The sequence below is a fragment of the Chitinivibrionales bacterium genome (assembly GCA_035516255.1).
GTDB lineage: Bacteria > Fibrobacterota > Chitinivibrionia > Chitinivibrionales > FEN-1185 > FEN-1185.
This window is the reverse complement of record DATJAL010000028.1, coordinates 1-25516: the sequence shown is the minus strand read 5'-3', so window position 1 is coordinate 25516 and position 25516 is coordinate 1. Positions and strand designations below refer to the sequence as shown.

Annotated in this window: 14 protein-coding genes and 1 pseudogene; 7 read left to right on the top strand and 8 right to left on the bottom strand. The window is 56.4% G+C overall.

All coding sequences use genetic code 11. From position 1 onward, the window contains the following. The 4 genes from VLX68_08325 to VLX68_08310 all read right to left on the bottom strand — a co-directional run. Positions 1-537: hypothetical protein (locus VLX68_08325; GenBank protein HUI92237.1), on the bottom strand; the 537-nt coding region annotated here is incomplete at its 3' end. A gap of 119 nt (positions 538-656) precedes the next feature. Further along, positions 657-1598 carry an FISUMP domain-containing protein gene (locus VLX68_08320; GenBank protein HUI92236.1) on the bottom strand — a complete coding sequence of 314 codons (942 nt, stop codon included), beginning with the start codon at positions 1596-1598 and terminating at the stop codon, positions 657-659. Between the two features lie 222 nt (positions 1599-1820). Then, positions 1821-2849, bottom strand: coding sequence for a T9SS type A sorting domain-containing protein (locus VLX68_08315; protein HUI92235.1), 1029 nt, complete (start codon positions 2847-2849; stop codon positions 1821-1823). Between the two features lie 158 nt (positions 2850-3007). Further along, entirely contained in the window at positions 3008-4045 is a 1038-nt protein-coding gene (locus VLX68_08310; protein HUI92234.1) for a T9SS type A sorting domain-containing protein, read from the bottom strand. 294 nt (positions 4046-4339) lie between these two features. Between VLX68_08310 and VLX68_08305 the strand changes: the two genes are divergently transcribed. The 5 genes from VLX68_08305 (at position 4340) to VLX68_08285 (ending at position 11259) form a co-directional block, all read left to right on the top strand. Then, a complete protein-coding gene (locus tag VLX68_08305) occupies positions 4340-6367 on the top strand; it encodes a glycoside hydrolase family 30 beta sandwich domain-containing protein (protein HUI92233.1) in 2028 nt (675 codons plus the stop codon). Positions 6368-7180: 813 nt separating this feature from the next. Then, a complete protein-coding gene (locus tag VLX68_08300) occupies positions 7181-8038 on the top strand; it encodes a TIGR02147 family protein (protein HUI92232.1) in 858 nt (285 codons plus the stop codon). Beyond that, on the top strand, positions 8031-9677 hold the full coding sequence (locus VLX68_08295; protein ID HUI92231.1) for a DUF2341 domain-containing protein: 1647 nt from the start codon (positions 8031-8033) through the stop codon (positions 9675-9677). The genes VLX68_08300 and VLX68_08295 overlap by 8 nt, the downstream gene beginning before the upstream one ends. Before the next feature lie 366 nt (positions 9678-10043). Further along, positions 10044-10805: an RNA methyltransferase gene (locus VLX68_08290; GenBank protein ID HUI92230.1), complete on the top strand. Its 762-nt coding sequence runs from the start codon at positions 10044-10046 to the stop codon at positions 10803-10805. A 172-nt stretch (positions 10806-10977) separates the two neighbouring features. Further along, positions 10978-11259 carry a hypothetical protein gene (locus VLX68_08285; protein HUI92229.1) on the top strand — a complete coding sequence of 94 codons (282 nt, stop codon included), beginning with the start codon at positions 10978-10980 and terminating at the stop codon, positions 11257-11259. A 162-nt stretch (positions 11260-11421) separates the two neighbouring features. Here the strand turns inward: VLX68_08285 and VLX68_08280 are convergent, their stop codons facing one another. The 3 genes from VLX68_08280 to VLX68_08270 form a co-directional block, all read right to left on the bottom strand. After that, positions 11422-14232, bottom strand: coding sequence for a DUF4982 domain-containing protein (locus tag VLX68_08280; protein ID HUI92228.1), 2811 nt, complete (start codon positions 14230-14232; stop codon positions 11422-11424). A 305-nt stretch (positions 14233-14537) separates the two neighbouring features. After that, positions 14538-17303, bottom strand: a complete 2766-nt coding sequence (locus VLX68_08275) for a DUF4982 domain-containing protein (protein HUI92227.1) — start codon at positions 17301-17303, stop codon at positions 14538-14540. Between the two features lie 218 nt (positions 17304-17521). Then, on the bottom strand, positions 17522-20317 hold the full coding sequence (locus VLX68_08270; protein ID HUI92226.1) for a DUF4982 domain-containing protein: 2796 nt from the start codon (positions 20315-20317) through the stop codon (positions 17522-17524). Between the two features lie 247 nt (positions 20318-20564). On the opposite strand from VLX68_08270, the gene VLX68_08265 reads away from it, so the two are divergent. Further along, positions 20565-21716 carry a hypothetical protein gene (locus VLX68_08265; GenBank protein HUI92225.1) on the top strand — a complete coding sequence of 384 codons (1152 nt, stop codon included), beginning with the start codon at positions 20565-20567 and terminating at the stop codon, positions 21714-21716. A gap of 1034 nt (positions 21717-22750) precedes the next feature. Further along, positions 22751-24145: pseudogene (locus VLX68_08260) on the top strand (beta-1,3-glucanase family protein). An 872-nt stretch (positions 24146-25017) separates the two neighbouring features. Here VLX68_08260 and VLX68_08255 read toward each other — a convergent pair. Further along, positions 25018-25338 carry a hypothetical protein gene (locus VLX68_08255; GenBank protein ID HUI92224.1) on the bottom strand — a complete coding sequence of 107 codons (321 nt, stop codon included), beginning with the start codon at positions 25336-25338 and terminating at the stop codon, positions 25018-25020. Positions 25339-25516: the final 178 nt, after the last annotated feature.

Genomic DNA, 25516 nt, shown 5'->3' with positions numbered 1-25516 from the left:
AAACTGTATCGGCCACGCGTCTGCCGCCCAGCAGGAGCTGATCCAGTATTTCCCCGCCATAGCAACATGAACCGTGTACTTTGTCATTCCGTCCGGATGGCTGGCGCCTATATAGTAGTCGGCGTGAGCGAGCGCCGTGTCTGGTCCCGGGTATATCGTGCCGTTGGGATAGGTAACGCCGGTTGCATAAAAGGTATCATGGTCCGCGTGCCACGTCAGGTAGAAAGCCGGCCAGGCATTGTCGGAGTCTGCCGGAATGCCTGCAACTTTTCCGTCCCTGCCGGCGGCAGTGCTTCCGGCGGAACCGGCCTGGTCGTCCTGGATAAAGGTTACCCCATTCGAACTACCCAAAGACGGCGGCACCCAGTCATAGTCGTGAAAGTTGACTCTCCCCGGAATCTCGTGAGGCGCGCTGCCCGGAGGATAAGGCAACCCTTTGTATCCTGCGGGAATCGCCGCGTTTGAAAGCGATACGAACGTTACGCCTGCGGCCAAGACGGCCAGAAGATACCTCGAAAAACGACGTGCATTACCCATTCAATCCCCCTCTGAAAATTATTGAATTATAGGAACTTTAATTTTTTGAAATCGGAGAAATATGTAAAATATTTTGCACAGCTTTGGAAGACCCTCCGCCGTTTGGCGGCAGGGGAGTCTTAATTATCCCGAACGCACCGGACACCAATCCCGCATTGATTAGCGTTGAAGTATCTGCCCACGTAGGTGTTGTCGCTGACAAAAGCAATGTCCTGCGCGCTCGTGGCGTCGTGTGCCGTAGCCGTCCACAAATAACCCAGGGAGCCTATATAGTAGAATGACCCAAGGAACATACGCCAACCGCCCGGAAGCGCCCCGAATCCATAATCATCGGTTGCACCGGTGTTGGGAGAATCCCAGTGCGCCGTCCCGGTTTCCTTCAGTTTTCCCCCGGCCACGTTTGTGCCGCCCAGAAATGTGAAGAGCACTGTCCATTCCGAGTCGGTCGGCACATGCCAGCCTTTTGGGGCCAGTTTGCCGGTGTTTACCGCATACCAATTGTAAAGAGCGCCATAGGTCGCCTTGTAAGAGTCTGAATCATCGTACCAGCAATAGCCGGGTGTTGTGAGCGCGGCCCATTCTGTATCAACGGTAACCAACGGTATCGCCGTGCCGTCATTAAACTTTGTTGTCCTTAGGTTCTCCGCCATCCAAACCTGCGTGCCTATTGTGACCGTATGATACACATTTCCGTCGATGTCGACCAACTCAGGCGTCGCGGCCTGCACTCCGCTCAAGCCCGATTCTCCTCCTGCATTCGCTGCGCATACGGCAAAGGCGTACTGGGTTCCAGCCGTCAAGCCAATTACAGTATCCGGTGACTTCACACCAGTGAGTTTTGTTCCGCTTGCTGTATCTACCGTTGTCCCCTGTTTATAATACAGATTGTAATTTTTTGCCCCAATAACGGTATCCCACGCCACCGTAACCGAATTGCCGCCTGCTATGGCGGATACACTGGTCGGAGCAGTAGGTGCTGCAGGTGGGGGCTGGGTCGGATTGTTGGCGCATCCAACAACCAGGAAAAGGCAAGAAGCCATCAGTAAAAGCCATTGTTTCATAGGGCCTTCCTTCTTTTTCACATGCTTTACAACCGGTTCTGCGTCCTGTCGGTTTGATAATATAAATTGGGCTCGCGCTTCCGACAAGGGCGCTAAAACCTGAGCCGCGCAGGTTTTCTGTCATTGCAAACAAAAAAATATCTGAAATTAACAAATAGGATTTTTTCCATAAAAACCCCGGGAAAATTTCCCCGGGGTTTGGGGGGTATCACTAGTTATCGACTACCTGGTCAGCTCAAATTTTACCACGCTGCTCGAATTTCCGTGCGTCATTCGCACAAAGTAAATACCATTTTTCATTCCCGCTGCATTCAACGGGACTGCGTGGCTCCCCGGCGCCGTACTCCGATCGAGGAAGGTGAACATTTCCCTGCCGAGGCAATCGAACAAGGATATTTTCGTCTTTCCCGCATCGGGAAGCGTAAAGCGGACCGTTTCACGGCTGATTGACAGACCGAAGACCGGTGCGCGTGCCGAGGGCATCGGCCTTTGCTCAACGCCAGTGATGAATTGGCCGGAATCCGCGGCAATATACAGGAAGTCCTGGTTGAGATGCATGGATCCGTTCTGGAATTGCATCACCTGAATGCCGGAATCGAGTGTTACGGACGCAAAATCGCTGTACTTGTACCAGGCATGATAGCTCGCGGGCATCCCCGTGAGCGTGATGGTCGGTGTGCTCACCGTGCTGGCGCCGTTTAAAAAATTAATGTGAAACTGGATCGGCGGCGCATCGGAGGTCCATATTGAGCTGATCCAATATTTCCCGGCCGTTGGAACATGGATGGTAAACTTCGTCATGCTGTTGGCGTGGCTTGCGCCGATATACCGGTCTTTTACCGATGTATCAACAGGGTCGGGATACCGAACGCCGTTTGGCCACGCCTTGCCGGCTTCATAGAAGGTGTCGAGGTCGTAGGGCGACTTGTTTGTTGCGAAGAAAGCGGGCCACGCGTTGTCGGAGTCAGAAGGGATGCCCGCGACTTTGCCATCCCTGCCGCCGGCGTCTCCGCCGCCGGAGACCGCGCCATATGCCTGGTCGTCCTGGATAAAAGTTACGTTGTTTGATTGCCCCTGCGACGGTGATACGTAGTCATAATCATGGAAGTTGACTCTTCCCGGAACCTCATGGGGGCCGCTGCCCGGCGGATAGGGTTTGCCGATATAGCCGGCCGGAATTGCCGCAGTGGAAAGCGACACAAAAAAAACTCCCACCGCCACTACGGCCAGGAGCAACCTGGAACACCTCATTTGACCCCCCTCGCTATAGAGGAATGAAATTTTTGGAATATCTCTCCTCTTCCCGGTAAATAATATAATGATAAGAAAGGTTCAATAAGTGGAATTTATGCAAAAAAAATCCCCGGAAACCATCTCCGGGGATTTGCGATAAGAGAACGTGGAGCGAGCTACCTGATCTGCTCGAGCTTAGTCACGCTGCTCGCATTTCCCTGCTCCATTCGCAAAAAGTAAATTCCCTTTTTCAGGCCGGTTTGGTTCAGCGCCACCGAATGCCGGCCCGCCGCCACGCTCATGTCCAGAACGGTCAGCAGTTCCCTGCCGAGGCAGTCGTATACCGAAATCTTGGTTTTCCCTGCGCTGGGGACCGCAAACCTGATGGTTCCCCGGTCTATTGACAGATTAGACTGCGGTGCGCCGGGGGCTTTTGACGCCGGCTGTTCGATGCCGGTGGTGAAGTCGCCGGAATCCGCGGCTATATAGATGAAGTCCTGGTTGAGGTGCATCGATTCGTTCTGAAATTGCATCACCTGAACGCCGGAATCGAGCTGCACGGAGGCAAAATCGGAAAACTTATACCACGCATGATAACTTGCGGTCATGCCGTTGCATACGACGGACGGCGTGCTCACCGTGCTCGCGCCGTTATAGAAACTGAGGTGGTACTGGGCGGGCGGCGAAGCCGAGGCCCAGATCGAACTGATCCAATATTTTCCCGCCTTGGGAACGTGAATCGTGTACTTTGTCATGCCGTCCGGGTGACTGGCGCCGATATACCAATCGTTTACGCTCGTGTCCGGGCCCGGAAACCGCACTCCGTTGGGCCACGCGACACCCGCTGCGTAAAACGTGTCGGGAATTCCGTCATCAGTGTGATGATTGGTTTTCCACATCGCCGGCCACGCATTGCAGCTGTCCTTGGGAATGCCTGGAATGCTGCCGTCTCGGCCGCCGGCCGTGCTTCCCGCCGCCGAACCGGCCAGGTCGTCCTGGATAAAGGTGACCCCATTCGGGCTCCCTTGGGACGGCGAAACATAGTCATAATCGTGAAAACTGATTCTCCCCGGGATCTCATGCGGCGCGCTGCCCGGAGGGTAAGGCTTGCCTTTGTAACCAGCGGGAATTTCCGCGTTCACGACAACGGCGAACAGCGCTACTCCTGCTATAATAAGGAAAATCGTCTTGCCCGGACTTGCTGAACCAGTCATTAAATCCCCCTTGTTAAATGTCTTTAACAGCGGAACAGACGAGACATTATTACCATAAATATAATTACAAAATGTATGCATTACACGACTGTTTTAAACAAAAAGGAATTTTGGCGTCACGAATCTCTGCGGAAGCCCTCGTGATGCCCCGTTGGATAGCGATCGGGAATCAAAAGAAATAAAACTGGCCGTAACGTCATTGCCATATAAATATAAGAAAAACGTTGGATAATTATCCAAGAAAGGTTTAAATTTTAGGGTGTGGGGAAGGGGGCATAATTCAAGGGGGTTGTCATGTCAGCGTTATCTCGCACGCGGTATGCCTTTTCCTGTTTTTTAATCCTCAGTTCAACACTTTACGCCCAGCAGATCACTATCACCGGCACGGTAAAGGACGCCTCGGGCACCGGCATTGCCGGCGCCATGGTGAGCGTGATTGCCGCGGGCAAATCCGCGGTGACGGACTCGAGCGGCGCTTATTCCATCGTGACCGGAGCAACCGCGGCATTGCCTCAAAAACCGGGACATGGCCCAATGATGTCTTTCTTAACGGGAAACGTCCTGAACTTTACGGTGTCGGGCAAAATGGAGCACGTCAACGTCGGGATGTATGATGTTTCAGGCAGGAAGATCATTTCGCTTGTTGATAAGTGGCTCGACCGCGGCAGCTATCAGATGAGTCCCTTATCGGGATTTTCTCGTCTGGCCTCGCAGCTCTATTTTCTCAAGGTCGGCATCGGGGCTGCCTCAGCCGTGTTTAAAATGCCCGTCGTTGATGGAACCATGGCCATCCACGGCCAGGCTGTCAATCAGAACAATAACCCTGTGTCAACCGGCCTTGCAAAGTCTTCCGCCATGGTTGATTCGATGCTCGCGGGATCCGTCGGCTACAACACGGCCTCGCTTGCCATTGACAATTACATCGGCACCTACGACTTTGTCCTTGACAAAACAGTACCCGCCGGGAGCGTTTACCTTGTCCAGACCTCGCAGGCGGGCGACCGGCTTTCGGTCAAGACGCCGCTCGTGTTCGCGGCGGACGACGGTTCCACCATGCCGACGATAAGCATTGATACCACTCAGAAGTTCCAGACCATCATCGGGTTCGGCGCGGCGTTCACCGAGGCTGCCGTGTGGAGCATGAACGACATAGGCCCGGCGCCGCGCAAGGAAATCATGGACCTGTTCTTCAACCCCTTTACGGGCGCGGGCTTTACCATGGGCCGGACCCAGATCGGCTCAAGCGATTTTTCCGTGGGGCCGTACTTCTACGATACCACGGCGAATGATTTCTCCATGAATAATTTTTCCCTCTTGCACGACCAGCAATGGATGATCCCCATGATCAAGCAGGCAAAGGCGGTGCCCGGCGCAAATATTAAGATCTTCGCCGCGCCGTGGAGCCCGCCGCCGTGGATGAAAACCACCAACAACTGGCTGCATGGCTCCTTGCTCACCAACTGCTACGCCGCGTTCGCGCTTTACCTGTGCAGATATGTCGAGCAGATGAACCAAAACGGCATTGACCTATGGGGCATCACCATGCAGAACGAGCCGGCCTTTGATTCGCCATGGTACCCCTCGTGCTCGTACACGTCTCAGCAGGAGAAGACGCTCCTGAGGGACAACTTCGGCCCCCAATTGCGGGCCGAGGGCCTGCTCGGCAAGGTGAACGTGATGATATGGGATCACAACAAAGACCTTCTCAATTCGTGGGGCAACACCATCATCGGCGACACGATGTCCGGGAAATACGCGTTCGGCGCCGCCTACCATTGGTACTCGGGAGATATGTTCGACAGCCTTGTTGCTTTTCACGACAAATATCCCGGGAAGATTCTCGTGGAGACGGAGGTGGCGGAACCGTTCAAGGGCTACAATGCCGACGGCACCTACAAGGTCGATTGGGGCCAGGCCGAACGGGAAGGCCACGACCTCATCGGCGACATGAACCATTGGGGCAACGGCTGGAACGAGTGGAACCTGTGCGTCGATGACAGCGGAGGGCCGGGCTGGACGGGCAGCGTGGGCAGCGCGCCGGTCATAATGAACCGCAACAGCAAAACGTATATCGTGCAGCCGCATTATTACATGATCGCGCATTTCAGCAAATACGTGCGGCCCGGCGCGGTGCGCATCGGGTATCTGGCGACTTCCATCCCGGCCAACGTGGAATTCACCGCGTTCCGCAACGGCAACGGCAGCGTGGCGGTCGTGATCATGAACCGCACCGCGGCCGCGGTGTCGATTAAGCTGAAGCAGGGAACGCAGATTGTCAAGCCGTCGGTGCCGGCGCATTCGTTCATAACGATGGTGTTTTAAAGAAGTTGAAAGTTGGATGTTGGAAGTTGACAGTCAGTAATTGTTAGATGATTGAAATCGTTCATGTGTTTGCGGGAATCCGTCCAATTTTTTTTGGTAGGGTTCCCGCTTTCGCTGGAATGACACGCCGAATCAATCTCGTTTCATCATCAGAGAATCAGTAAAACTGATTTCAGTCTGTTCACTAGAGTGAACACGAATTTTCCCTCTCTTCATTCCTTTCACTGTATTCCGTCAATTACAGCTTATATTATCAGCAGACCAGCATTGTAAACCAAACGGGAAGAGGTTTATTTTGCAGAATGGTTCGCCTGAAAGTGGCGAAAATATGGGGGGACCGGTACATCAGTAAGGGGGGATTGGAAAACAGACTCTCCAATCAGATTACTGAAAACCGGTAAGGTAAAGGCCCGGCATCGACAGGTGTAGGGCCTTTTTTATTATTAATTTTGAAAAGTCTCGCTTTAAATCTGTGACCGTTGTTGTAAATTTTGCAGAAATATTTTCATGACGATGATTGCTTCGAAAGGTTTCTTTCAGATAGCTTTGCATACCCAACAGTAATAAAACATCTTCGCATCATCAGACCGTTCATTAAATACAAAACTTTATTGGGGATTTGTTGGATAACATATAATTACCGATCAAGAGAATCATTTCTTTGGCTGCAATCTGAAATGTTCTACAAAACATAATAATAATTGTGTAATAAAATAATAGTAATTAATTAAATATCAATCAGTTGAGATGTTACATAAAATCAGTAAAATAATGCTTGATTTTTCTCCCAAAATCCCTTATAATTATACTGCCATGAATCCTCTCCCCGAAATCTACGAATATCTCGATTACCGCCGGTTCCTTGCCGATTTTTTCGACGCAAAGAAGCGGATCAATCCACTTTATTCTTACCGAGTGTTCGCGCGTAAGGCAGGGTTCAACAACCAGGGATTTTTTATCGACGTGGTGAAGCGCCGGAAAAAACTTTCGGACAACGCGGCCAAAAAAATGATCAAAGGCATGGACCTTTTGGAAGACCGCGCCCGGTATTTCAAGTATCTTGTCAAATACGACCAGTCAAAGGACGGCGAGGAAAAGGAGCTGCTCCTTAAAAAATTGCTTGAAGCGAAATCAAAGACGCTGTTCAACGATGTGTCGCTCAAGTACGCGAACTATTATCTTAAATGGTACAATCCCGTGGTGCGGGAGATCATCGCGGTGGAGGGGTTCGACGGCGACTACAAGAAACTTGCCGATAAAATTTTCCCGCGTGTAAATGTCGCCCAGGTGCGGGAAGCGGTGGAAGTGCTCGAGGCGCTGGGCATCATCGAGAAAGACAAGGGAAAGGGCTACAAAGTGACCATGATGAAGCTCAGGCCCAATGTCGTGGAGCTGCGCGAGGTGATCAAGAACCTGCACCGGCGTTGGATCGAGCACAGCACCAAGGCGATTGACGCGATAGAGCCCGAGGACCGCTACATCAGCTCGCTCATGGTGGGCCTGCCCGCGAACATCGTGCCGGAGCTCACGAAAAAATTCGAGGAGCTCAAGGAATACGTGCTCACCACTGCCGCGGACCATGAAAAAGACCCGAAAAAAGACATGCGGATTTACCAGTTCAATTTCCAGCTTTTCCCGCGCACTTCCACGCTGGGGGCGGGCAATGAGTAAGCGGCTCACGGCGTGCCTGACGTTGCTCGCGGCAGCGGCGCTCGTGGCGGTCCGCTGCACGGTGAGCACGCGCGTTGCCGAAACTCCCGCCGACGATTTTCCCAATGCCGTTGCGGGGCTCGTCACCGACGAAAACGGAACCCCGGTCGCCGGCGCAGGCGTGTATGTCAGGTCGAGTGATTCCCTGGGCGACACCGCCCTCGCGAGCGGGCAGGTCCCCGCCCCTGATGCCTTTACCGATGCGAATGGCCAGTACTATTTCGATTCCCTCCCGAACGGACGGTATCTGGTGGAAATCGCGCACGACACCCTCGGCGCCGCGATCGCCTGCACCCTGCAGGCCACGGGAAAGACAAAACATACGCTCAAAACCCAGTCGCTCAAACCGGTTGGATTCATCACCGGGACCGTGCGGTACACCGGAGCAACACCTGTTTACGTCCGCACGTTCGGGCTGCTGCGCGCCGCGCGCGTCGACCCCGTTTCCGGGTCCTATCTGCTTCCGCGCGTCCCGCAGGGCAATTTTTCCCTGCTGTATTCCGCCTTTTCCGATGCGGTGCCGCCGGTCAGCGTGTCCAACGTCGTGGTGGACCCCGGCTTTCCCACCCATGTCGACACCATGGTTCTCCAGATGTTCGACGAAGAGGACTACAGCCAATGGCCGTACTCGCGCACCGTTCATCTCGTGACGACGCCGGCCGGCGCCGATGTGGCCGACACCGTCATGAATTTCCCAGTCCTTGTCCGGCTCGATCAATCGGCGATCGCGTTCGGACAGACACAAACCGACGGCCAGGACATCAGGTTTGCAAAGAAGAACGGGCGCCACCTCAGGTACGAAATCGAGCGATGGGACCCGGCCGCCCGCATTGCGGCGGTATGGGTGAACGTCGACACGGTGTACGGCAACGATACCACCGACATAATCATGTACTGGGGCAAGAAAAACACCGGTAATTTCTCCGACGGCGGCCAGGTGTTCGGCAGGACGTTCGGGTACATGGGCGTGTGGCACATGAACGGGACCGATGACGCCAGCGGCCTCGGGCACTCGCTCGTCACGCAGTCGGCGGCAACCACGCCCGCGGCCGACACCGGCCTCATCGGCGGTGCCATGCGGTTCAACGGCAGCGCGTATTGGGCCGTGCCGTATTCATCGTCGATCGACGGCAACAACCGGTTTTCAATTTCGGTGTGGGCGCAATGGCTTGGCGCCGCCGTTCCGGGCTACAACCGCATCATTTCGAACAAGCGGGCATGGAACGATTCGGCCGGCTTCGAGCTGCTCACCATCAGCGGCAACGACAGCGCCATTGACATACGCGCCGAAGACTCCATCGGCAACGGCCCGCTCAACGTGATCGGCGGATGGTCGCTGCACGGCTGGCATTACATCACCCTGGTCTGGAACAACGGCGTGTGCGCGATTTACGTCGACGGCAGTTACATAAGCGCGCCGCTCATCAACGCGTTCTCTAATGTCAATGACCTTGTCTTCGGCTCCAATGTGGGCAACACCGAGCAGAAATGGATCGGCTGCATCGACGAGGTCCGGCTTTCGAGCGGTCCGCTGTCGGCCGGCTGGGTGAAATTGTGCTACATGAACCAAAAGCCGCAGGACGCGCTGTGCAAATTCTAATTTCCTCGCTTTGCTTTCTCAGGTTAATTGATCCGGGCGTTCCCCCCTTGCAGGTTTGCGAACCTGCAAGGGGGGCGGTTCTCCTTCCGGGCTCGGCCTTCGGCCTCTTTGCCGGACCGCCCGAGGCGCCTTTTGCGCAGGGCCGGCCGGCAACGCGCTCCAGCGCGCCCTGCAGTCGCCCCTAACGCGGCGGCGAAATACCAATTCGTCAATAACCTCCAGTAGCGCCGGTCGGAGAGCATGGCCTTTCACTCATAATGTGGGATTTGATTTTTTCTTCCAATACCATAAGCGTCTTTTCCTTGATAAGAGGAGAACAGCATGTTTTATGATCTGTTTTAGCCCAATTTTCTAATTGATAAGTACATGGACCGGAAGGGTCATATTATTTTGTTTGGGCAAATGAATCCTCGTGATAATATCATTTTTATCCTTGTCGGCACCCAAACTCCCGGCAATATCGGCGCATGCTGCCGGGCTCTTACCGTGACAGGGTTTTCAAGCCTACGGCTTGTCAAGCCGGTGCGGCCCTTGCCGCCGGCCAAAACGTGGATGGCCCACGGATCGACAAATGTTCTGGAATCGGCAAAGAAGTATTCATCGACTATTGAGGCGGTTTCCGATCTTCATTATTTGATCGGCACCACTCAGCGTGACCGGCGAAGAACGGAAAAACGGCTCGCGTCGGCCGAGGCGGCAAAACGCCTGTTTCGCATTGCCGCGTCGGGGAAAAAGGCCGGGATGATTTTCGGATCGGAACAGAACGGCCTCAGCAACGGCGACCTTGAACTGTGCGACGCGGTTTCCACAATTCCCACTGCCGTGCGGCATCCGTCCGTCAATTTGGCGCAGGCGGTAATGGTGTACGCCTACGAGGTGTTCCTGGCGAGCGGAGCTGCGCTGGTACAACCGGCAAACGAGGCGCTCGCACCGGTCAAGCAGGAACGGGATCACGTGTGGCGGCTCATGGCATCAACGGTTGATTTGCTGGAGATGCGGGAACGGGAAAAGGTGAGACGGTTTCTAAGGCCGCATCTGATGAGGGCATCGAGGAGCGAGCTGAGGTTTTTTAACGCCTTGTACGATGCGTTGATGAAGAAGGGGATGGTGGGCAAAAAAAGAAGTTAAGGAAGGTTTAATCTGTTGGTCTGCTGCGGTCAAATGTCACTTGTGACCAAAATAATTGGAATTGCGATTCATGCAATAAATCATTCATACATGACGAAATACTGTGTATTTTCATCATCACGTGTCTCAGGCTTTGCTGTTCTGTCTTACCATTAACCACAGGAGGAGTCGTATGAAGAAGTTCGTCGTTGCCGCTCTTGTTGCTTCATTCTGCATGGCACCCTTTTCACTGAGTTTCGCCGAACCGCCCGCCCAGGTCGCCGCGGGCGAGGAACTGAACGAGCATCCGCGCATCGCGACCGCGGTAAGGGACCTCGAAGACGCGATCGCCTACATGGAGGCCGCGCCCCATAATTTCGGCGGGCACAAGGCCGCGGCCATCGCCGCATGCCACAAGGCGATCAACCAGCTCAGAAAGGCAATGGCCTACCGGGCGAGAAAAGACGGAAAGTAAAGAGTACTGATTCTTTAAGAATACTAATGCGGATTGTGGGTTGACCGATGCAAATCGGCCGGCCTGCAATCCGCAAATTATTTTCATTGAAAGGACAAGAAGGTTTTTTTTCATAAACTTGGCGATGAAAAAACACCTTGTCCGAATCATCCAATTGGACTGCTAGGGTAGAAGAATTACCCGCCGTGTACCTTCTTCTTTTCCGTTAACCATGAGCCTTACGAAATAAACTCCGTTTCTAACTTCGGTGCCGTTTGCCCCTGCAAGATTGGCTTGATGCCATCCGTAAACCTGCTGTGAACCCGGAATATTTTTCAGCACCCTTCCGCTTGCGTCAAGTACGGTAAGGGTAACGATGCCCGGAATACTTATGAAGTACCGGAGTTTACCGCCGGCCATGACTGTCTTGAACACGGGCGTCGTCGCCCTAGCCGTTGCCTGTTTGATTGACCCGCCCGCAACAACACTTGTCCCCAGCGGATACACCATAAACGAGACCGCGGCCTGTCCCAATCCGGGCGACGTCGCAGTTACCGTGACCGTTCCCGCCGTGAACATGGAGCGCACCGCCACCTTGCACATGCCGCCCTCGGCGCGCAGCTCGGGATCGAGCGGCGAATGGTAGGAAAGCGGCTGGCCGACGGTAACGTACTGGTCGGAGCCGCCGCGATAATTGCCCGGCCCGGAAACGCCGAACGTGATGTTGTGGCTGTCAAGCGGGCACCAGTTGTTGTTCGCGTCAACCACGGTGGCGAGGACGAAGGCCGCGTCAGACCCGTTGGCGGTGATGACGAACGTGCCGCCGTCGGGTTTCACCAGCGGCGGCTCGACGGTGAGCGTGATATGGTCGGGTTCGCCGGCCGTCACCCGCTGGTCGGTGCACACCACGTTTCCGTTTGCGTCAAGGCCCTCGGCCAGCAGCGTGCCCGCCGCCCAGGCCACGTCCCATGAGCACTGCATGGGAAGCTGCGTGGAGGTCTCAGTCGCGTCGCTGCCGGTCCCGGTCCACGGGTTGGGCGTCTTGGTCCCCTGGTCGGCGCCGTTGATGCGCAACCGCACCGAGGGACAGTTGGAAAACGCATTCACCCGTACAGCGCCCGAGCGGTTCCAGTGGTGGGCGAGCGCGACCACGGGCTTGCTTGAAAACGGCACCCAGGCCGCCTGGTAGGCATAATAGAGGAGCTTGGGGATCCGGTTCATGTCCATCATGGAGCAGCCGAACGACCGCACGTTGTAGTCGCCGGCCGGCCTCTCGAGGTACACGCCGGCCTCGCCGACCGTCTCCGCGAAATACCATTGACAAAGTCCAAAACAGTTGGCCTGCCTGCTCTTCACCCAGTTGGGGAGGTACGCGCCCACGTACGCGATCTGGTGGTCGTAGGCCCAGCGCGCCGACATGCCCGTGGCGTTCCACGCCTCGGCGCCGAACGCGGGCATGGTGGGGCAGCCGCTCTTGATTCCCATCTCGCAACCGCTCGCGGTGCAGGAATGGATGTCGCCGAGGCCGCAATTTCCCGTCCGGTCGTTGTGGAGCCTCGTGTGTACCGGGTCCCACTGCGCCGAAATCGTTTTGAGGGCGGAGGCGAGGTCGGCCGTGATGCCGCCGTTGTCGGTCTCGTAGGCGAGGATCGACGGGTCGTTGCGGTCCCTGATCACCATGTCGCGGTGCAGCTCGGATTTCAGGACGCCCTTGGGGTCGGTGGCGGCCACGCCGCTGAAGGCGCCCTCGGCGTCGCCGGTGGGCTGGACGATCATGATGCCGTAGTTGTCGCAGGCGTGAACGAACTCGCTGCTGCAGGTGGAATGCCCCGGGCGCCACAGGCTGCCGCCGGCGTCGGCGCACAGCTTCGCGTCGCGCCACTGCTGTTCCTCGGGGACCGCCGTGCCCAGCGCCGGGTAATCGTACCGCGAGCTGGCGCCCCACAGGTAATGCTGGTGGCCGTTGAAAATGGGGAAGTTGTTGTCCCACGTGAGCACGCGGAACCCGGTGGGCGTCTCAAATACGTCAACGGTGGCCCCCCCAACCTTGACAATGTGATAAACCTTGTACATGTACGGCGTGCCGTAGGCGCTGTTGTTGGGATACCAGAGGTGCGGGTTGGCAATGTCACCGCTCTGGTCGAATACGTACGCCTGGCCCGCCGCGATGGTCTGGGTGGCGGTGAGGCTCAGCACGACATTGCCGGCATTGCGGTAGTCAACCACCTTGGTGGTGAGGCTCACGCTCGCCGCCGCCGCGCCCTCGTTCTGGACGTTGGTCATGATCCGCACGTTGGCCGAGGCGTCCGATGCCGTGTTCGTAGCCACATACGTTCCCCACTGGTTGACTACCGAATACACGTTGAGCGGAACATGCACCTTGTCGGTGATGTGCAGCCACACCGGCCTGAAAATACCGCCGTCCGACTGGCCGAAGCGGAAGCCCTGGGCAAAGCCCGGGTCGCTGTAAAAGCCCTGGCTCTTGCCCACGCGCACGGCCAGCACGTTGTCGGCGCCGCCGAACTGCACGTTTGCCGTGATGTCAACCACGAACCCCACGAACCCGATCACGTGCGTGGCGTTCGGGTTGAGCGCGCTGTTTCCGGGAATGAACGTGCCGTTGATGTACACCTGGCAGCCCACGTGTACGCCGCCGAACTCCACGAACACCTTTCTTCCGGAATACGCGTTGTCTAAAGTAAAGTGCTTGCGGTACCAGACCGTGCCGGGCATGACCGTGCCGTCGTTGCCGCCCATCGACATGTTGACGAACGTGCCGGTGTCGTCGTAGGTGTGCGGGACGCCCACGTCTTTCCACGATGCGTCGCTGTACGAGGTGTTCTGTCCGCCCACCACGTCGGTCTTGGTGAATTTCCACGGCGTCTCGCCGAGGTTGATGACGACGCGGTTGCTTGGCTCGGGGGTGTAGGTTTCGGCGAAACAAGCGGCGGCAACGAGGAATACCGAAATAAGGGTGAGGAGTTGTTTTTGCATACGGGGTCCTTGATTCAAGGTTATCCGAAAGATTTATCTGGTTTCATTATTTAAATCCGGGCGCCCCGCCGCTTCGCGTCGGCGGCCGTCCTTCCGGTCTCGGCCTCCGGCTGCCACGGCCCCTATATGCCTATCGGCGAGGGCCGGGCAGCACCGCGCTCTAGCGCGGCCTCCAGTCCTGCCTGGCGCGCGGCATTTGAAATCTTATCGGTCAATTTGTATCTTTTTAGCCAATTCATATCCAAAAAATAGAATCAGTGTGCCTTATTAACACGTTTACCCGTCAACTCCTCAACATCCTATTATTATCTAGCAATAACCACCCGTTTCGCGAGACGCTGATTGTCTACGGCGCACCTGACAACGTAAATGCCGTTCGGAAGATCTGCATGCGTTGCGCCTGTCGCGACATGCCATCCCTGCGTCTGCATCGACGCCGGCACGCTCACAACGGTCTTTCCTTCCACGTCTAGAACTTGCACTGACACGAATGCCGGCCTGTCAATGCAGTAACGGATCGTCTTTCCAACCGTCCCGATCCGTATTGCAACAGGACTATGATAGCTTGTCGGGGAACGCGGCATAACCAAAGCCACCGGCGGCGGAGGCGGAACCGCGATCGTGGTGAACGACGCGCTGCCGCCTCCCAGTCCCGACGATGTTGCCGTTACCGTGATCGTTCCCGGCGTGAACGTGGAGCGCACCGCAACTTTGCACATGCCACCCTCGGCGGAAAGCTCAGGGTCGCCGGGAGAGTGGTAATTCGCGCCGCCCGACCCGACCATCTGGTCGGCGCCGCCGCGGTAATTGCCCGGGCCGGTAACCGTGAAGTGCACGATGTTGGACGCGGTGGGGCACCAGTTTCCGCTTGCGTCAACAATGGTGGCGAGGATGAAAGCCGCATCGGTCCCATTGGCAAAGATCGCGAACGCCTCGCCGCTGGGCTTGACAAGCTCCGGCTCGACCGTGAGCGCCACATGGTCGGGATTGCCCGCGGTTATTTTCTCGTCGAAGCATACGGTGTTTCCGCTTGCGTCAAGGCCCTCGGCGCGCAGCGTGCCTGCGGCCCAGGTTACGTTCCACGAGCACTGGTCGGGCATCATGGCCGAGCCGTTGCCGGTGTCGGGATACGGTACCTGCGTCCCCTGGTCCGAGCCGTTGATGCGCAGCCGCACGCTCGGGCAGTTTGAAAACGCATTGACCGTGATTGCGCCGGAACGGTTCCAGTGGTGCGCCAGGTACACGACGGGCTTGATCGAATACGGCGTCCAGCATGCCGCGTATATCTTGTACAGCATTTTCGGGATGCGGTTCCAGTCCATCATGGAGCTCGCGAAGTTGCGGCCCGTGCCGTCCTCGCCGGGCGACTCCGCCATGTACCACTGGCACATGCCGAAGGCCTTCACCCGCTTGCCGTTCTTCCAGTTCTGCGCAAAGGTCTGGGCGAACGCGAGCTCGCCGTCGTAGTCGAAGCGGGTGTCGTGGTTGTAAAAGCCCTCGGCGCCGTAGGCGGGCAGGCTCGGGATGAGCGCCGACTTGAGCCCGGCTTCACACCCGTCAAGCGAGCACGAGGTGACGCTGTCCACCGCGATGTCGGACTTGTCGTTGCCGCGGTCCGACTGCCGCCGGGGCGCCACCGCGTCGTATTTAAGCAGCGTGTCCATGAGCGTCACGTTGTACGCGTGGTCGATGGGCGCGTTGGCGCATTCCCAGGCCAGGATGCACGGATGGTTGCGGTCGCGCACGATCATGTCGCGGTGGCACTCGCTCTTGAGCGCCTGGTTGTACGGCGAGGTGGCCGCGTTGTAGTTCTCGGTCATCCACGTGCCTTCGTTGTCGCCGCTGGGCTGGATGATCATCACGCCGAACGCGTCGCACGCGTCAACGAACTCCGGGCTGCAGGTGGAGTGGCCGGGACGCCAGTACCTGCCGCCGCACTCGGTGAGGATCTTGACGTCGCGCCACTGCTGCTCCTCGGGCACGGCCGTGCCGAGCGCCGGATAGTCGTACCGTCCCGCGGCGCCCCACAGGTAATGCGGGTGGCCGTTGAAAATGGGGAAGTCGGTGTTCCACGTGAGCGTGCGGATGCCGAGCGGGCTGGTGAACACGTCAACGGTGCTGCCGTTGACTTTTACAATGTGATAGACTTTGTACATATATGGTGTGCCGTACGTGCTCGCCGCCGGATACCACAGGTGCGGGTTGGCCACGTTTCCCGACTGGTCGAACACCTGGCATGTGCCCGCGCTGACCGCGCGGGAATCCACCAGCGACAGCACCACCGTTCCTGTCGCGTCAACCACCTTGGTGGTGAGCGACACGGTCGCCGCTGCGCCGCCTTCGTTCTGCACGTTCGTGAGTATGCGCACGGTCGCCGACGCATCGGAGGCGGCGGTCGTGCCCACGCAGGTGCCCCAGTTATTGACAACAGAGAAGACATTGAGCGGCACGTGCACCCTATCGGTGATGTGCAGCCACACGGGACGGAACAGCCCTCCGTCGCCCTGGCCGAAGCGGAAGTCGACGGAAAAGCCCGGGTAGGTGAACCAGCTCGAACCGGTGCTCACGCGCACGGCCAGCACGTTGTCGGCGCCGCCGAACTGAACATAGGGCGTGACATCCACCACGAACGGCAGAAACCCGATCACGTGCGTTGCCTGCGGGTTCACCGCGCTGTTTCCCGGGATGAAAACGCCGTTGACGTACACCTGGCAGCCGATGTGCGCGCCCTCGAATTCGACGAAGATTTTTCTGCCGGCGTATCCATTATCTAAAGTAAAGTGTTTCCGGTACCAGCCGGTGTTTCCCAGCAGCGCGCCGGCGTTCCCGCCCGAGCTCATGTTGAGGAAGGTGTTAGTGTCGTTCCAGGTGTGCGGGATGCCCACCGTCGCCCACGACGCGTCGTTGAAGCCCGAGTCCTGGGCGTTGGCGGGATCGGACTTGATGAACTTCCAGGGCGTCTCTCCCAGGTTGATCTTCACGCGGTTGCTCGGTTCGCCGGTGTAGGTCTCGGCAAGGGACAACGTTGACAGGAGCGACACTAGGATGAGTGCTGTGATTTGTTTTTGCATGAGGGGTCCTTGATTAAAGTTATTCGCCAATATTCATATTTTCAAGATAAAGATATGGGCGCCCCGCCGCTTCGCGTCGGCGGCCGTCCTTCCGGTCTCGTGTTTCGCACTCGGGCTGCCACGGCCCCTCTATGCCTGACGGCGAGGGCCGGGCAGCACCGCGCTCCAGCGCGGCCTCCAGTCCTGCCTGGCGCATGGCAAGAGGCATTTTCCATATTTTATTTTATCAACATAACCTTCTTTACAGTTTGGTCATTACCGTTGACTCTGCATCGGATGAAGTAAACACCTTTTCCATTATCAAGCAGAATATTGACAGAATGCCACCCTTCAGCTTGTTTTGATTCATGAATATTTTGAATGACGTGTCCCGCTGCATCCATAACATCCATTGACACGATGGCGCCGTAATTCAGAAAGTATTTCACCTGCCTGCCGGATGTTGTCATCCTAAATGGAGAAAAAGGAGCAGTAACGTTCATGGCGGCTTGATGCTGTGCGGCGGTTCCGTCATCCGCAGGATACACGGTGTAGGACACCGATCCGCTTCCAAGGCCCGGAGAAGTCGCTGAAACAGTGACCGTCCCTGTTGTAAACGTCGACCGCACCGCCACCTTGCACATGCCGCCCTCGGCGGTGAGCTCGTGGTCCATGGGCGCGTGCCAGGTGACCGGTTTCGTGGCGTCCACAAACTGGTCGGACCCGCCGCGGTAGCTGCCCGGGCCGCCCACCGAAAAGGTGACGAGATGGCTGTCGGTGGGGCACCAATTTCCGCTTGCGTCAACCACGGTGGCGAGGATGAACGCAGCGTCGGACCCGTTGGCCGTTATCTTGAACGTGTCGCCGTTGGGCTTCACCAGCGGCGGCTCCACCGTGAGCGCGATATGGTCGGCCGCGCCCGACGTCACCTTCTGGTCGGTGCACACCACGTTTCCGTTTGCGTCAAGTCCCTGCGCCAGGAGCGTGCCCAATGCCCAGGTCACGTTCCACCAGCACTGGAACGGAAGCTGCGTGGTGGCCTGGTCGTTGCCGTCGCCCGCGCCGGTCCATGGATTGGGCGTTTTTGTGCCCTGGCTCGCGCCGTTGACCAGGAGCTTTACATTCGGACAATTCGAAAACGCGTTCACCGTGACCGAGCCCGACCGGTTCCAGTGGTGCGAAAGGGCGACCACCGGTTCGAGGGAATAAGGCCTCCAGCAGGCCTTGTATGCGTAGTAGAGAAGTTTCGGGATGCGGTTGAAGTCCAGCATCGACGAGCCGAAGGAGCGCGTGGGCTGTTTTCCGTCGAGGAACGCCCTGTCTTCGCCCGGCGTTTCTGCCGTGTACCATTGGCACAATCCGAAGCAGTTGGCCTGGATGCTCTTGCGCCAGTTCTGCAGGAATTCGCCGCAGAATTCGATTTCATAATCGTAGGCCCACCGCTCCGACGCGCGTCCCCATGCTTCCGCGCCCCAGGCCGGGCACTGCGGTTCGCTGGTCTTGACTCCTATTTCGCAACCGGTGAGGGTGCAGGAGGCGAGGTCGAGCGGGTTCCACGGCGCCCCGCGCACCGCCTGCTTGCGCGGCGCGAGCGAGTCCCACGTGGTGCCGATGGCGCGCAGCTCGTCGCACAGCGTCGGGTCGCAGGCGCCGTTGGCCGCCTCCCAGGCGAGGATAGACGGGTGGTTCCGGTCGCGGATCACCATGTCGCGGTGGATCTCCTTCTTGAGCCCTTCCTGGTACGCCGCGCTGGTGTTGCCGGCCAGCATGTCGGTGGCCCAGTTGTTTTCGCCGTCGCCGCTCGGCTGGATCAGCATCACGCCGTACGCGTCGCAGGCATCGCTGAATACGGGCCCTTCCGCGGAATGGCCGGGCCGGTACAGGTTACCGCCGCACCCGGCCAGCAGCTTGACATCGCGCCACACCTGCTCGTCGGGCAGGGCGGTGCCCAGCGCGGGATAGTCGTACCTGCCCGAGCCGCCCCACAGGAGCTGCTTGGTGCCGTTGAAATAGGGGAAGTTCTGGTCCCAGGTGATGGTGCGGATGCCGAGCGGCGACGTAAACACGTCGAGCGTGACGCCGCCCGCCTTCACGATATGGTACACTTTGTAAAGGTACGGCGTGCCCGCGGTGCTGTTGTTCGGGTACCACAGGTGCGGATTGGCCACGGTTCCCTTCTGGTCGAACACGAAGCCGCCGCCCGCGGGGATCGACTGCGTCTGGTCCATGGACAGGGCCACGGTGCCGCCGGCGTCAACGATTTTGGTGGTGAGCGTGACCGACTGGGCCGCGGTCCCCTCGTTCAGCACGTTGGTGAGCACGCGCACCGCGGCCGAGGCGTCGCTCGCCGACAGCGTCGCCACGTAGGTGCCCCACTGGTTGACAACCGAGTAAACGTTGGCCGGCACATGCACCTTGTCGGTGATGTGCATCCACACGGGACGGTAGAGTCCCTGGTCCGCCGAGCCGAACCGAAACACCAGCGAAAAGCCCGGCCAGGTGAAAAACCCGCCGTTGCCCACGCGCACCGCAAGCACGTTGTCGGCCCCGCCGAAATTAACCTGGCCGGTGAGGTCCACGATGAACCCGATGAACCCGAGCACGTGTGTGGCCTGCGGATTGTAGGCGCTGTTGCCGGGGATGAGCGTGCCGTTGATGTACACCTGGCAGCCCACGTGCACACCCTCGAATTCCACGAAGATTTTTCTGTCGGAATACTTATTGTCTAAAGTAAAGTGCTTCCGGTACCAGCAGGTCCCTTCGTACATCGACCCGTCCCCGCCGCCGCTTTTCTGGTTGAGGTAGGTGTCGGTGTCGTTCCAGGTGTGGGGGATGCCCACGTCCTTCCACGACGCGTCGTTGAACGCGGGGTTCTGCGCGCCCGAAGGGTCGGAGCGCAGGAATTTCCACGGCGTGACGCCGAAATTGATCTTGACCCTGTTGCTGGGCTCCGGCGTGTACGTGTCGGCGAAGGATGCCGCGGCCGTCAATACGATAACCATTAATAAAAGTTGTTCGATGATTTTGTTCCGCATGGATTCTTCCCCCTTTGCCGGTGAAAGGTTGTTGAAAAAACGATTTTTTATTCCTGGTGATAATATAACGGCCCTGGGCTTTACACGGCAGGAAATTGTACGCCCAACTACATTGTTCGTTACACGTTTGTGTAACGGAAAATGCCGGACGCGGCATCATTTTCCGCCGGGAACGTTTCTGGGCCGGTATATTATTGAGCGGCGGCGCATCATGTCAATTGCGAAATATCGGTTCAAAGGGGTGTCCGTGAGCAAATTGTCAAGGCCGTGCATTGTGTCATCCGCGGCAATGGTGCTGCTTATTCTGGTTGCGTCAGGCTTCGCGGCGGGCGGATCGGAGCGGATCGTGGTGACCAACAACTGCCCCATCACCTTGTGGATCCATTTCACCGAAATGCCCTACACCGCGGACATCAACGGCGGCAAGGCCCAGAAGATGCTTCCCAACACGGCCATCGTTTACGATTCGCTCCCGGATTTCGGCGCTGGCAGGTGCTGGGCCTATTACAAGGACCCGGGCACGGTGGTCAATAAATACGCCCCGATATCGAGCTGCAACGGGTTCGTTGAAATGACCGTGAGCGGCGGCCCCGCCGGCGTGCAGAACTACAATATTTCTTTCGTGGATTATGCCACGCTGCCGGTCAAGGTGGTGGGCGGCTCGAAAAACTGCATCCCCACCATCGTGCCGGTGAGCTTTGCCGAGATGCAGCGGCAGCTCAAGACCGGATGCCCTACGCAGCTTGCCGATTACATCGACAGCCTGGGCATCGGCAGGTGCCTGTCGTCGTATTTCTATTGCGTCCAGCCCGGCTACGATACGGGAAACATTTACTGCAACAAGATGAAGCTCGCCTACGGGTACAGCGGGCTCGCGATCTACGGCGGGTCGTTCGGCGGCGCGCCGCAATCGTTCTACGATTCGGTGGCGGGATGGAACCGCGGCACGCTGGCCGGGGACGCGGACTCGTCCGATTATTATATCGGCCCGGAGACGCTCAACGGCGAATGGTACCGGCCCTACAACCATTTCGCCAAATGGGTGCACAAGGACCTCGACGCCGAAGTGTACGCGTTCGCCAACGACGACCATCAGAACCAGAGCGGCTTTCAGGCGTGCCCGAACTGCGGCGAGCTCGACATCACCTGGTGCCCGTGCGAGAATGAGAGCGCGCTGCAGCGGAATTTCACCCCGATCCTGAGATTGCAAAGCGAGAAATTCATGCGGTACGCCGTGATCAGGCCCGACGGCCGCTGCATCCGGAGCGGCATCGCCGCTTCGGTGGAGGAGGTGGGCTCCGCGCTGCGTTACGGGCTGCCGCAGGGCGTGTATTACCTCGCGTTGTATGGCAGGGCGGGGGATCTTGCCGCCAAAAAGAAAATACTGGTGACCAGGTAGCGGAAAAAAATTTGCCGCGGAGACACAAAGAAGATACAAAACAAGAAAGCAGGTGCGGTGCCGGTGTCAAGTGCCTCGGCATTTCTCATTGCGCGGGGGTATCCGGGCAAAGCCCGGATCTATGAGACGCCTGCTTTTTTTCAAAATTTCTGCGTGAACGGTGAAGTGGACAACCGAAGCCCATGCCAATCAGATGCATTTTTATTCCGGGGGCGTCGCCCCCGAACCCCTACCTACTTTTCTTCTGCAGCAAAGAAACGCCGCGCCTGCAGCGCTGCCTTGGCCCTCGGCAGTCGGGCCGCTCGTGAACTCGCCCGTCAAGGAAGAGTAAAGATTAACGGGCTCGGACAGCACGAGCTGCTGATCCTCCTGCCTCGGGGCAGCGCTGATAGCGGTGGGGATAACTCAAATGGTAAATATCGTTTTATTTTTTTAGTCGTTTAAACCTCACCCCAGCCCCTCTCCGAATCGGAGAGGGGAGCAAGATACTATGGGAAGAATGCCGCGGCGAAGCCGCGGAACGTCCATTTTTTTATCTTATTAAACACCTGTTACACAATCATATAACAGAAAATGCCTTTCACGTCATCATTTTGCCGGGAAACGAAACGGACAGCGTTATATTTATTATCGCAGATTACTGATCATTTCAATCGCGAAAAAAACCTCACCTCCGGTCTCCCCCATAAAAAAGGGACCCCCTTATAAAGCCTAAGGGGGCCCCGGGTGAGGTTTTAACAATTACCAGTCTGCGGACTGTTTTTCGTCACTCAATTATAAACCTCACCTCGAACATCCTCTTCCCGTAAAAAGGGCCCTTTCATAAGGGCCCGGGTGAGGCATTTCCGCATTGCCAAGTGTTATATAAACGGGTAACAAATAAGGATTGCTTGGACCCATTTTCCTACCCGAAAGTACCCTGGGGCCTTATATTTATAAATGGTAATTGCTCCGGGTGAAAATAGGGTATTGATTTTTGCGGGAATTCGGTTATACTATGTATATCAAATCACTTTTCAATAGGGGGAGAGACCATGAAAAAGAAGCTGTGCCTTGTAGCTGTCGTATTCTGTGCCGCGACACTGTTTGGCCAGACTGCCGGAAGCTTTCCGTGCATCTTCCATAACCTGGCCCAGAACACCTATGCCGACAGCCAGATCTACGTGTATGCCATCGGCATGGCCAACGGCGCGTGGAACCATCTGGACTCGCTCGGCAATCCGCAGCCGTTCAATGCCGCGGATGTGACCGCCCCCGGCCACCTTACCAAGGGAGGCCGTAATTTCCCCAATTATGCGTTCCGCATCACGTCGGCAAAGAATTTCAGGATACCGCCGGTGGTCGGCGGCGGACGCATTTACATGAGCGTCGGGTCGCCCATGTTCATGACGGGAAGCTCCGGCGGCGTGCAGCTGCCCGATCCCAACAACTCCGGCGATCCCAACGATGACGTGTATTACGACTGGTTCGAGTACACTTACCTGTACAATCAGGTGCAATTCGGCGGCAACACCACGCAGGTTGACATCTTCGGTTTCCCCTTTGTCGCAAAGGTCTGCCAGTCCTCCACGCATTACAACGACAGCTGCGGCATTTCCGGGATGGCCAGGGACCAGATCATCCAATATTTCACGACCCACATGTCGGCGCCTTTCCAGGGCTGCATTAAAAACTGCCGCGTGGTTGCGCCGCGCTCGGCGAGCCAGTTCGGCACCGGCGGCGCCTACGTTGATTACTTGAAGCCATACATCGATTCGATGTGGGCGCTTTGAGCGACCACCCCGCTCAGTTTTTACAACGGGACCCAGCATTACATCGGCACAGTGGACGGCAGCGGCGTTCTGCAATTCACCGGCGCCGAGTCCGGGTCAATGAGCAAGCCCACCACGCAGATGGTGTTTGCCTGCGCCGGCTTTCCCGGATACGTGGGCGCCGCGCTTTCCGCGGCCTTCAACCGCGGCGTGGCGAGGGACGGCGCGGATTTTTACGTTCCGTCAACCTATTACAAGAGAAGCCTTTACAAGAACGAGTTCGCCCAGGTCCTGCACGAGATCAGCATCCATAACCTCGCGTACGGTTTCGGCTACGACGACAACAACAACCAGAGCTCGGTGCTGATCGTGGGCAGCTCGCAGCCGCTCGATTCCCTCGTGCTCACCATCGAGCCGTTTGTCTCGAATGTCGGCGCGGTTGTCCCGAACCATGCAGCGGCGAATGTCAGGCCGGCCATCCGGTACGCGAATGACCGGATCACCGTTGCGGGTGCGGCCCAGATTGACAGAATCAAGCTGATTTCCCCTGATGGAAGGTGCGTCCGGGAGGCGCGGGGCAACGTCATGAGCACGGTTGGACTTGCGGCCGGCTCCTATAATGTCAAGATAATGGACAACCAAGGGCATGTGTCGCTGGCGAAGGTTGTCACGAAGTAACGCCGTTCGTCTATCCGACGTTGAAAAGCCGGGGTTGAATAATCCCGGTATTTTTGAAAAAGAATTAATCTGGGCGTTCCCATCGCCTTTGTCAAGACTGAGGCCCGGGTTGGCCTCCTTCAGGGCTCGGCTTCGCCTCGTTGCCGGACCGCCCTAGTAACCTTTCGGCGAGGGGTCGGCCGGCCCCAACCCCTCTCCGAATCGGAGAGGGGCTTTTCTATCTTTATAACATATTAACAAATAAGAAATCTTAGGTTTGCGGCGCGTTATTGAAATTAACATTGATAATGTCCTGTGACCGAATTCCTTCCCGAATAAAAAACGAAAGAATTCGTAGGACATTATTTATGTGGCCATCAATAGGCGGGACTGTAGGCCGCGGCTGTGAAATTTGTGAAGAGGTAGTTACTGGCTTCAGGAGGGGGTAGGGGAAAGGGGAGCACGGAAGCGCTTCCCTTTTTTTGGAGCATTATAATTCATACAGCCAAAGAAAATGAACGGGGAATCGGTTAATTCTTTAACGTATCTTTTTTTTAACAGGAATGTATTTGTCCTTTTCACAAATTTATTCAATGATTGATTTTCCTTTTCAGTAAATAAATGGATATTCTTACAGGTATCGTTCTCAATTTCTATTTTACCCTCACGACACATCTGAAATAGTTGAGATTGTGATTATATCGGAATTTTTGACCAATTCCAACAATGAAAGTTTTGCCAATTTGCCATAAGAAAATTCGGCTGTCAAGGATATCGCAAAAATAATAACAAATAATTTTATTGAGATCCGGTTATTCTGGTAATCCATAATATCTTTTGAAGCCTTGCCGGCGGAGAAGGCGTGCGGGGTTTCCTGTTTACTTATGGTGGTTTTATTTTTCCAACAGCCATTCCTTTGCTTTTTCCCTGTCGGAAAAAACCCTGAACAACGATCCGCGGTTGATTGCGGCCGTCTCGCCAAATCTGGTGATATCTTTTTCCTGGGTAAAGGCGGCTATTTTCACATTTCCGCTGACGTTTTCAGCAAGGTATTTTCCCGACCAGAATCGTATCATTTCATCTTCCGGTTTGATCCCTTTCGATAAATCCAAAAGCACCTTTTTAATTACTCCCTTTGATACTATTTCCTTTATCTGGTCGACCACTTTTTTTGCATAGTCAAACGTCCACGGTCCCATGACCGCTATTTCCACATACTCATTTTGATAACTAATTTCCAAATAATAATTATTGGTAATTATAAAACATCTTGCACAGGAATTATCTTGTGCATATGGGCTTTAGTCAATTAGAAACCTTTGAATTCATAGGGAAAACTGAAAACAGGGCAAAACTGTTCCTCAGAAAATTCTGTTGGAAAAAAGGCCATGT